The organism is Mycobacterium sp. NGS67 (assembly GCF_059812185.1).
This window is the reverse complement of sequence record NZ_JCALCF010000059.1, coordinates 1-10,363: the sequence shown is the minus strand read 5'-3', so window position 1 is coordinate 10,363 and position 10,363 is coordinate 1. Positions and strand designations below refer to the sequence as shown.

11 protein-coding genes are annotated in these 10,363 nt (G+C 67.7%); 8 read left to right on the top strand and 3 right to left on the bottom strand.

Annotated features, from left to right (window positions below; genetic code table 11):
- Window positions 1-31: 31 nt before the first annotated feature.
- Entirely contained in the window at window positions 32-625 is a 594-nt protein-coding gene (gene mftR / locus AC5Y4D_RS26940; RefSeq protein WP_499944404.1) for a mycofactocin system transcriptional regulator MftR, read from the bottom strand.
- Between the two features lie 90 nt (window positions 626-715).
- Here mftR and mftA point away from each other — a divergent pair, with 90 nt between their 5' ends.
- From mftA to mftG, 7 genes are all read left to right on the top strand, one after another.
- On the top strand, window positions 716-805 hold the full coding sequence (gene mftA, locus AC5Y4D_RS26935; RefSeq protein ID WP_036352637.1) for a mycofactocin precursor MftA: 90 nt from the start codon (window positions 716-718) through the stop codon (window positions 803-805).
- Complete coding sequence (gene mftB, locus AC5Y4D_RS26930) at window positions 790-1,119, top strand: mycofactocin biosynthesis chaperone MftB (RefSeq protein WP_499993050.1); 330 nt, start codon at window positions 790-792, stop codon at window positions 1,117-1,119. The genes mftA and mftB overlap by 16 nt, the downstream gene beginning before the upstream one ends.
- A complete protein-coding gene (gene mftC, locus AC5Y4D_RS26925) occupies window positions 1,116-2,297 on the top strand; it encodes a mycofactocin radical SAM maturase (protein ID WP_499993051.1) in 1,182 nt (393 codons plus the stop codon). Before mftB ends, mftC begins: the two co-directional genes overlap by 4 nt.
- 2 nt (window positions 2,298-2,299) lie before the next feature.
- Window positions 2,300-3,475: a pre-mycofactocin synthase MftD gene (gene mftD / locus AC5Y4D_RS26920; RefSeq protein ID WP_499993052.1), complete on the top strand. Its 1,176-nt coding sequence runs from the start codon at window positions 2,300-2,302 to the stop codon at window positions 3,473-3,475.
- A gap of 217 nt (window positions 3,476-3,692) precedes the next feature.
- Complete coding sequence (gene mftE, locus AC5Y4D_RS26915; protein ID WP_499993064.1) at window positions 3,693-4,391, top strand: mycofactocin biosynthesis peptidyl-dipeptidase MftE; 699 nt, start codon at window positions 3,693-3,695, stop codon at window positions 4,389-4,391.
- The gene (gene mftF, locus AC5Y4D_RS26910; protein ID WP_499993053.1) at window positions 4,388-5,800 is read left to right on the top strand and encodes a mycofactocin biosynthesis glycosyltransferase MftF; all 1,413 of its coding nucleotides are present in this window, start codon (window positions 4,388-4,390) and stop codon (window positions 5,798-5,800) included. The genes mftE and mftF overlap by 4 nt, the downstream gene beginning before the upstream one ends.
- A gap of 8 nt (window positions 5,801-5,808) precedes the next feature.
- Window positions 5,809-7,248, top strand: coding sequence for a mycofactocin dehydrogenase MftG (mftG, locus tag AC5Y4D_RS26905; RefSeq protein ID WP_500038716.1), 1,440 nt, complete (start codon window positions 5,809-5,811; stop codon window positions 7,246-7,248).
- 2 nt (window positions 7,249-7,250) lie between these two features.
- On the opposite strand, the gene AC5Y4D_RS26900 is transcribed toward mftG, so the two are convergent.
- Complete coding sequence (locus AC5Y4D_RS26900) at window positions 7,251-7,919, bottom strand: PE family protein (protein ID WP_500038715.1); 669 nt, start codon at window positions 7,917-7,919, stop codon at window positions 7,251-7,253.
- A 111-nt stretch (window positions 7,920-8,030) separates the two neighbouring features.
- Window positions 8,031-9,632, bottom strand: a complete 1,602-nt coding sequence (locus AC5Y4D_RS26895; protein WP_500038714.1) for an MFS transporter — start codon at window positions 9,630-9,632, stop codon at window positions 8,031-8,033.
- Window positions 9,633-9,828: 196 nt separating this feature from the next.
- Between AC5Y4D_RS26895 and AC5Y4D_RS26890 the strand changes: the two genes are divergently transcribed.
- A partial coding sequence (locus tag AC5Y4D_RS26890) for a TetR/AcrR family transcriptional regulator (protein WP_500038717.1) occupies window positions 9,829-10,363 on the top strand: 535 nt, incomplete at its 3' end.

The window sequence follows — 10,363 nt, the reverse complement described above, 5'->3', positions numbered from 1 at the left end:
CGCGCGCGCCGTACGCGCGGGTGCGCCGTGCTCACCCGAGCCCGTCCAGCCCGGCGTCCACGACGTCGAAGGCGTTGCCGAGCGCGTCCGGCAACGGGACCGACTCGTCGCTCAGCCAGCACTGGTAGGCGCTCAACGCCACCCCCAGCATCGTCCAGGCCACGGTCTGCGGCAGCAGGTCGGTGGTCTTGGTTGCCGTCCGGCGCGCCACGAACCCGGCTATCACGTCTCGCCAGCCCGCATACATCGTCATCGAATACGCTTGCAGCTCAGCGGTTTCCAGGATCACCCGCATGCGCTGCCGGTGGCGTGCGGTTTCGCACTCGTCGAAGGTGTTGAAGTCCAGCAGGGCCGCGCGCAACGCCTCGCGCAGCGGTACCTGCGGGTCGACGTTGTCGAGCAGTTCGCGTAGCTGGCCGAGATAGTTGTCGAATTCACCCCACGGGATCGCATTCTTGGACGCGTAGTAGCGGAACAGCGTGCGCCGCGAGATGCCGGCGGCCTGCGCGACGTCGTCCACGCTGACGTCGGCGAAGCCGCGGGCGGCGAACAGGTCGATGGCGACGTCGGCGATGTGCAGCGGGGTCGTCGAGCGACGCCGGCCGACGCGCGACTCGTGCAGCATCACATCCGCCCTTCCATTACGGCACTCGATGCCATATTGTGACCAGAACCACTCGGCATTGTCGAGACCCCCTCACGAAAGGCCACCCGCATGGACAACGAGAACCAGACCGAGACCGAGCTCGTCACCGAGACCCTCGTCGAAGAGGTCTCCATCGACGGCATGTGCGGGGTCTACTGACCGTGCCGGCGCCCGCGCAGGCCGGGCAGCTTGACGTAGGCGTGTTCGACCCCGACCGCGGCTGGCGTCTGCATCCGCAGGTGGCGGTTCGGCCGGAACCCTTTGGGGCGCTGTTGTATCACTTCGGCACCCGCAAGCTGTCGTTCCTGAAGAACCGCACCATCCTCACCGTGGTGCAGTCGCTGGCCGACCATTCCGACGTCCGCTCGGCGCTGCACGCTGCCGGCGTCGACGCCGCCGACCAAGGGCCGTATCTGCACGCGTTGTGTGTGCTGGCCGATTCGAAGATGCTGCTGCCGCAGGAGGACCAATGACCGCGCCCGCGAAGGTGCCCAGGCTCATCGAGCAGTTCGAACGCGGACTGGATGCGCCGATCTGTCTGACCTGGGAGTTGACCTACGCCTGCAACCTGGCGTGTGTGCACTGCCTGTCGTCGTCGGGCAAGCGTGACCCCCGGGAGTTGTCCACCCGCCAGTGCAAGGACATCATCGACGAGCTCGAACGCATGCAGGTGTTCTACGTGAACATCGGCGGCGGGGAACCCACTGTGCGCGCGGACTTTTGGGAGCTGGTGGACTACGCCACCGCACACCACGTCGGGGTGAAGTTCTCCACCAACGGCGTGCGCATCACACCCGAGGTCGCCGCGCGACTGGCAGCCAGCGACTACGTCGACGTCCAGATCTCGCTGGACGGCGCGACCGCCGAGGTCAACGACGCCGTCCGCGGTCCCGGCTCCTTCGACATGGCGGTTCGTGCGCTGCAGAACCTCGCCGACGCGGGCTTCCGGGACGCCAAGATCTCGGTGGTGGTCACCCGGCACAATGTCGACCAGCTCGACGAATTCGCCGCGCTGGCAAGCCGTTACGGCGCGACGCTGCGCATCACCCGTCTCCGGCCGTCCGGGCGCGGCGCCGACGTCTGGGAGGAGCTGCACCCCACCGCCGCCCAGCAGGTCCAGCTGTACGACTGGCTGGTCGCCCACGGCGAGCGGGTGCTCACCGGTGACTCGTTCTTCCACCTGGCGCCGCTCGGCCAGTCCGGGGCACTGGCCGGGCTCAACATGTGCGGCGCCGGCCGAGTGGTCTGCCTGATCGACCCGGTGGGCGACGTCTACGCGTGCCCGTTCGCCATCCACGACCGGTTCTTGGCCGGGAACGTGTTGAGCGACGATGGTTTCCAGAACGTGTGGCAGAACGCGCCCCTGTTCCGCGAGCTACGCGAGCCCCAGTCGGCGGGAGCCTGCGGCAGTTGTGGCCACTATGACAGCTGCCGAGGCGGCTGCATGGCGGCCAAGTTCTTCACCGGCCTGCCGTTGGACGGCCCGGATCCCGAATGCGTCCAGGGTTACGGTGCGCCGGCCCTGGCCACCGAGCGCGAGACGCCGCGGCCCCGCGTCGACCATTCGCGCGGCAAACGGATCGGCACTCCGGTGCCGCTCACTCTCTCGATGCGGCCGCCGAGCAGATTCTGTAACGAAAGTCCCGTATAGCTATGGCAGACCAATGGTTTGAAACTGTCGCTATTGCCCAACAACGCGCTAAGCGCAGACTGCCGAAATCGGTCTATTCGTCTCTGATTTCGGCCAGTGAAAAAGGCGTGACGGTTGCCGACAATGTCGCGGCGTTCAGCGAACTCGGTTTTGCGCCCCACGTGGTCGGCGCCAGCGAAAAGCGCGATCTGTCGACGACTGTTATGGGACAGGACATTTCCCTGCCGGTGCTGATTTCGCCCACCGGTGTCCAGGCCGTCGACCCGGACGGGGAGGTGGCCGTGGCACGGGCCGCGGCCGCGCGTGGCACCGCGATGGGGCTGTCGTCGTTCGCCAGCAAGCCCATCGAAGAGGTTATCGCCGCCAACCCGAAGATTTTCTTCCAGATCTATTGGCTCGGCGGGCGCGACGCGATCGCCGAGCGGGCCGAGCGGGCACGGCAAGCCGGTGCCGTCGGCCTGATCGTCACCACCGACTGGACGTTCTCGCACGGACGGGATTGGGGCAGCCCCAAGATCCCCGAAGAAATGAACCTCAAGACCATGCTGCGCATGTCGCCGGAGGCGATCACCAAGCCGCGCTGGCTGTGGAAGTTCGGCAAGACACTGCGGCCGCCGGATCTACGGGTGCCCAACCAGGGCCGACGCGGCGAGCCGGGCCCGCCGTTCTTCAACGCCTACGGCGAGTGGATGGGCACCCCCCCGCCGACCTGGGAAGACATCGCCTGGCTGCGTGAACTGTGGGGCGGACCGTTCATGCTCAAGGGCGTGATGCGCGTCGACGACGCCAAAAGGGCTGTCGACGCAGGTGTTTCGGCGATCTCGGTGTCCAATCACGGCGGCAACAACCTGGACGGCACACCGGCGTCCATCCGGGCCCTGCCGGCCGTGGCGGCCGCCGTCGGCGACCAGGTCGAAGTGCTGCTAGACGGAGGTATCCGGCGGGGTAGCGACGTCGTCAAAGCCGTGGCGCTGGGGGCGCGGGCGGTGATGATCGGGCGTGCCTACCTGTGGGGTCTGGCCGCGGCCGGCCAAGCAGGTGTGGAAAACGTGCTGGACATCCTGCACGGTGGCATCGACTCCGCGCTGATGGGTCTCGGGCATTCGTCGATCCACGACCTCACCGCGGACGACATTCTGATTCCCGACGGGTTCACCCGGGAGTTGGGCGCGCGTTAGGGCAACGGCGATTTCGGGTAACGCTCCCTGTACCACAGAGTTGGTTGTCCCGGAAGAGCTTTAAATGTCGCTACCCACAAAGCTGATACGGACGTGGCAGTCGTGGCTTACGAGCACGGATTTTGTCCGTCGGTCGAGATGGCGGAAAAAAAATTCGGTAGATAGGGCAACAATTGGTGCACGCCAGGTTAATTCGTCCTACCATCGGCGAGTGCCAATGCTCGGCGAACTGGGGAGTGCAACGTCGCAGCAACTCTCAATATCCACCCCGCCGTCAATTTTGATCCCGTTGGGATCCACCGAACAGCACGGCCCGCACCTTCCGCTGGACACCGACACCCGCATCGCGGCGGCTGTCGCGCGTGCTGCCGCGGAGCGTCTCGACTGGCTGGTGGCCCCCCCGATCGCCTACGGCGCCAGCGGCGAGCACCAGAGTTTCCCCGGCACCATCTCGATCGGCATCGAAGCCCTGACGATGCTGCTGGTGGAGTACGGCCGGTCGGCCACCTGCTGGGCGCATCGACTGGTGTTCGTCAACGGCCACGGCGGTAACGTCGATGCACTGCGCCGCGCGCTGCGGGTGCTGCGATCCGAGGGCCGCGACGCCGGCTGGTGCCCCTGTGTGACGACCGGCGGCGACGCGCACGCCGGGCACACCGAAACATCGGTGTTGCTGCACATCTCACCGGACGAGGTCCGCACCGACCGGGTGGTGACCGGCAACGAGGCGCCGCTGGGCGAGTTGCTGCCGTCGATGCGGCGGGGTGGGGTTGCGGCGGTGAGCCGGATCGGCGTGCTGGGGGACCCGACCACTGCGACCGCCGTCGAGGGAAAAAGGATCTTCGCCGAGATGGTCGACGACGCCGAGCGTCGCCTCGTCCGGTGGATGCCCGGGCCCGACGGGATGTTGACGTGACCGCGACCAGGCTGCCGGACGGGTTTGCCGTGCAGGTCGATCGCCGCGTGCGGGTGCTCGGCGACGGCAGAGCCCTGCTCGGCGGGTCGCCGACCCGGTTGCTGCGATTGGCGCCGGCCGCCCAGAGCATGCTGTCCGACGGACGCCTCAAGGTCAGCGACGAAGTCAGCGCCCAGTTGGCCCGTACCCTGCTCGACGCCACGGTGGCGCATCCGCGCCCGGCATCGGGACCGTCGCATCGTGACGTCACTATCGTTATACCGGTGCGCGACAACGTGATCGGGGTGCGCCGACTGGTGACCTCGCTACGTGGGCTGCGCGTCATCGTCGTCGACGACGGTTCGTCGCGTCCGGTCGAGGTGGAGGATTTCGCCGGCTCCCACTGCGACATCGAAGTGCTGCATCACGTTCGCAGCAAGGGTCCGGCGGCCGCCCGCAACACCGGCCTGGCCGCCTGCGGCACCGACTTCGTCGCGTTCCTGGATTCCGACGTGGCGCCCAGGCGCGGATGGCTGGAAGCTTTGCTGGGCCACTTCTGCGATCCCACCGTCGCACTGGTCGCTCCCCGCATTGTCGGGCTGGCGCAGACCGAGAACGTGATAGCCAGGTACGAGGCGGTGCATTCGTCGCTGGACCTCGGTCTGCGGGAGGCGCCGGTATTGCCGCACAGCACGGTCTCCTATGTTCCCAGCGCCGCGATCGTGTGCCGCACGTCGGCAATCCGGGAGGTCGGCGGTTTCGACGAGACGATGCACTCGGGTGAAGACGTCGACCTGTGCTGGCGGCTGGTGGAAGCCGGTGCCCGGCTGCGGTACGAGCCGATCGCCCAGGTCGCCCATGACCACCGGACCGAACTGCGGGACTGGATCGCGCGCAAGGCCTTCTACGGCGGTTCGGCGGCTCCGCTGTCGGTGCGGCACCCCGACAAGACCGCGCCGGTGGTGATTTCCGGTTGGGCGTTGATGGCCTGGATCCTGATGTCACTCGGTACCGGCATCGCGCGACTGGCCTCGGTGGTGATCGCGGTGTTGACCGGCCGGCGGATCGCCCGGGCCATGCGCAGCGCCGAGACGACATTTTGGGACGTGATCGTGGTCGCCACCCGGGGCCTGTGGTCGGCCGCCCTGCAGTTGGCATCCGCGCTGTGCCGGCACTATTGGCCGGTCGCGCTGGTTGCGGCGATCCTGTCGCGGCACTGCAGACGGGTGGTGGTGGTGGCGGCGATATTGGATGGTGTGGCGGACTGGCTTCGCCGCCGCGACGCCGTCGAGGACGACGCCGAACCGATCGGGTTGCTGACGTTCCTGTTGCTCAAGCGTGTCGACGATCTGGCTTACGGGATCGGCCTGTGGTGCGGGGTGGTGCGCGAACGCAACCTGGGCGCGCTCAAGCCGCAGATTCGGACGTAACCGCCACCTTGACCGCAGCCGCTCGGCACAGCGACGTGTTGATCGTGGGCGCCGGAAGTGCCGGTTCTGTTGTCGCCGAACGTCTTTCCGCTGATTCCGGCTGTTCGGTGCGGGTGCTGGAGGCCGGCCCCGGACTCGACGACGCCGACGCGGCGTCCCGGACCCGCAACGGTCTGCAATTGCCGATCGGCGTGCACAGCCCGCTGGCCGAGCGCTATCTGACCACCCTGACCGATCACCCGGTGCGCCAGATCCCGATCGTGCGGGGGACGACGGTGGGCGGCTCCGGTGCGGTCAACGGCGGTTACTTCTGCCGCGCGCTGCCCGGCGATTTCGACGAACTCGGCATTCCCGGTTGGGCGTGGTCCGACGTGCTCGCGCACTTTCGGGCCATCGAGACCGACCTCGACTTCGACACGCCCGCGCACGGCGGCAGCGGACCCATCCCGGTACAACGGACCTCCGAAATGACCGGCGCCAGCGAAACCTTCGTCACCGAGACCCGTCGCGCCGGGTACTCCTGGCTTCCGGATCTCAACGACGTCGGGCCGCGGCTGCCGTCGGGCGTGGGCGCGGTACCCCTGAACATCGTCGACGGCGTCCGGACCGGTTCGGGAGCCGCGTTTCTGATACCCGCACTGGGACGTCCCAACCTGACGCTACAGGCGCACACGCGTGCGGTCGGTGTGCGTTTCTCCGGGGCGACGGCGGTGGGGGTCGACGCCGTCGGGCCCGATGGCCCCATCGCGTTCAGCGCGGATCGAATCGTGTTGTGTGCAGGAGCGATTCGGTCAGCGCAACTGCTGATGCTCTCGGGCATAGGGGAGGAGGCGGTGCTGCGCGCTGCCGGCGTGGGTGTGCGCGCGAAGCTGCCGGTCGGGATGCGCTGCAGCGACCACCCGGAATGGGTAATGCCGACCAGTTGGGATGTGGCAGTGGATCGTCCGGTCCTGGAGGTGGTGTTGAGCACTGTTGACGGCATCGAGATCCGCCCTTACACAGGTGGTTTCGTGGCGATGACCGGAGACGGCACCGCCGGGCACCGCGACTGGCCGCACATCGGTGTGGCGCTCATGCGTCCCCGGGCGCGTGGACGTGTCACCCTGGTGTCGCCGGATCCCGACGTGCCGCCGCGCATCCGACATCGCTACGACAGCGAGCCTGCCGACGTATCGGCGTTGCGCGCCGGCAGTGAGCTGGCTCGCGAATTATTCGGCGCAGCAACGCATATCGGTCCTGATGTGTGGTCGACATCGCAGCACCTGTGCGGCAGCGCACCGATGGGGGCCGACGGTGACCCGCACGCGGTCGTCGACAACCGCTGTCGGGTAACAGGTTTGGACAACCTCTGGGTGATCGACGGTTCGGTGCTGCCGGTGGTACCCAGCCGCGGTCCGCACGCGACGATAGTGATGCTGGCCCACCGTGCGGCCGAATTCGTTGCCTGAGGTCAGGCGGACGCCGACTGTTCGGAAGCATCCCATCGCGGGCCCGGCGACAACGCCGTCGCCGGCGTCGCGCGGGCGGCCAGCGGGGCCGGCAATGCAGACAACGCGGCCGTCGAACCGCCCACCTCCACAACCTCTTCGGGGCCAGTCGGTAGCGGCGGGATCGGTTGACGTTTCACCGACCCCACCGATCCCGCCGCTACTGCCGACCCCGGCGAAACCACCGGCGTAGCCGCCGATGCTGTCGCAGAGCCCCCCGGCCCCAACGGTCCTGAAGTGAGTGCCACCGTCTGCGCGGCGGCAGGCGCCACAGCGGCGCCCTGGCTGAGCACCGAGTGTCCCATTGTCGGTTGGGGCACCGCCGCTTCGGCCTGAATGCTCGAGTTGTTCGCGGCCTCGCTGAGACCATACTGCTGCCCGCCGAGACTCATCAGCTGCACGAACTGGTTGTGAAACTGGCTCGCTTGCGCGCTGAGTGCCTGGAAAGCCTCGGCGTGGGCCCCGAACAGCGTCGCGATCTCCGCCGACACGGCATCCGCGCCCGCGGGGATCAACACCCCTGTCGTCGGGGCCAAAGCCGTCGTGCCGGCATCGCTGATCGCTGCACCGATATTCGCCAAATCCGTTGCCGCAGCGGCAACGTACTCCGGCGCAGCGATCACATACGACATTCCGCTTCCCCCAGCTTGCCTAGATAGAGTCCGCGTGCCCGGTTACGAACCATGCCCCCGATCGATGGTAACGGGATGGGAAGGTCCGCCGCGGCGTTTTGCCGAAATGCGTCAGCGCCGCCCGGCGAGCATCCGCCGGATCGGGCGCAGCTGACGTCCGTCCCGCCCGGGCGCCCAGAGACCGATCAGGACCGCGAAAATACCCACGATGACGGCCAGCACGGTCGTGGAGGCGTGCATCGAGGTCAGGAACGCCGTCTTGCTCAGGACGGCCAGCCGGTCCCCCGGTGGTCCCATGCGTTCGGCGATCTCCATGGCTTTGGCCAGCGAGTCGGCGGCCGGGCCACGGACGGACGCAGGGAAGTCGGACAGTGCGGTGGCCAGCTCGTGCGTGTAGCGACCGGCCAGAATCGAGCCGGCGACCGCGATTCCCAGCGCACCGCCCATCTCACGCGCGGTGTCGTTCACGGCCGAGGCAACCCCCTGCTTCGCATCCGGTACCGCGGCCATGATCGCCGAAGTCGTCGGTGCCGTGCACAAGCCGATGCCTGAAGCGAGAATCAATGTCGGCCAAGCGAACTCGAGGTAGGTCGAGTGCAACCCGATGCCGTGCATGCATGCGAAGCCGACAGCCATCAACAGCGTGCCGGAGAACAGCACCACGCGCAGGCCCAGCCGAGGCACATACCAGAAGGAGGTGGCCGACAGGATCCCCAACGGGATCATGAACGGGCCGAGCGCAATTGCCGTCATCAGCGGCGAGTAGCCCATGATCTGCTGCACGTACTGCATGGCCAGATAGAAGAAGCCGAAGGTGGCGCCGAACAGGACGATGATCGCCGCGACTCCGGTGGTGAAGGCGGGATTGCCGAACAGTCGAACGTCCAAGAGCGGCTGGCGTTTCCGGTATTCGACGAGTCCGAAGATCCCGATCACGACAGCGCCGGCGACCAGACCGCCCCACACCGTCGAGTCGCTCCAGCCCCGGGTGGGCGCTTCCAGAATGGCGAACACCGAGATCGCCATCGCCGAGCCGATCAGGCCCGCGCCGAGCCAGTCCACCCGGGGGGCAGCGCGGTCGCGTGACGGTGCGACCGTGCAGGCCATCGCGAAGATGACCGCGCCGGAGGCTCCCAGTGCCCAGAAGATCGCGTGCCAGTCCCAGAACCGCAGGATCACCCCGGAGCCCAGCATGCCCAGTACGCCGCCGGAGCCCGCGGTGCCCGCCCAGATACCGACGGCCTTGATGCGCTGCTCCTTCGGATAGGCCACGGTCAGCAGTGACAACGTCGCCGGCATCACCAATGCGGCCCCGACGCCGGCGAGCGCGCGGCCGGTGATGATCTGGCTCGGGGAATGCAGCAGCGCCGGCGCAATCGACGCCAGGGAAAAGATCGTCAACCCGGTCAGCAGCGAGCCGCGCCTGCCGTAGCGGTCGCCGATGGCGCCCGCGGGCAGGAGCAGACAGGCCAGCGCCAGGGTGTAGCCGTCGACGATCCAGGTGAGCTGGGTCTGGGAAGCGGAAGTGGCCACCGCCAGATCGCCCAACGCCGTATTCAGTGCGGTCATCGACGCGACCACCAGTGATACTGCGGCGCAGGCCACGACCAGTGTCCACGTCCGGGCGCGGGAACTGCTGCCGACGTCTGGGGTCTCAGTACGCTGATCGGATGGGAGCAGGGTCTCATCAGGTCGTACCAGTGTTTCGACCATGGTGCTGCGCCTCCTTTCGGGGGCGAGGTAGTGTCCGAGACTAACGGTCTCGTGCATAGACGGTGCGGCCCGAGCCGAAACAGGGAGGTGCATCACTATCGACGGGGGGAGTGACACAGATCCCCGACCGGCTCGGTCCAGGGCCCGGTTGCTGGAGGCCGCTGCCGCGCTGTTGCGGTCCGGGGGTCCCAGCGCGGTGACGATTGATGCGGTCACCCGCGCGGCAAACGTGGCGCGGGCCACCCTGTATCGGCACTTTCCGAGCGGAAACGATTTGCTGGCAGCAACTTTCAGCAGCCTGATCCCGGCGGCGCCGATGCCGCCGGCGGAAGGTTCGCTGCGGGACCGGCTGATAGCCCTGTTGCTGGCACAGGCCGAGGTGATCGCCGAAGCTCCCGCCGCGCTGACGGCCACCGCGTGGCTGGCTTTGGGGTCCGATCTGCAGGAGTTGCCAGAACCGCGTCGTGGTCAGGCCGCCGAGAGCGCGATGAGCACGCTGCGCGAGCGCATCGCGCAGCAGTACGCGGCGCCGTTCGACGTGATCTTCGACAGTCCCGAGGCGGTGGCCGAGCTGGGCGAGGTCGACCGGTCCCGGGCGATTGCGCTGCTGATCGGACCGCTGGCATTGGGTCGGCTGTCCACGCTGCCCGACTTCGACTACCGCGAGACGGTGCAGGCGGCCGTCGACGGCTTCCTGCACGTGCAGCGCGCCCAGGCGCATGCCGCTTCTG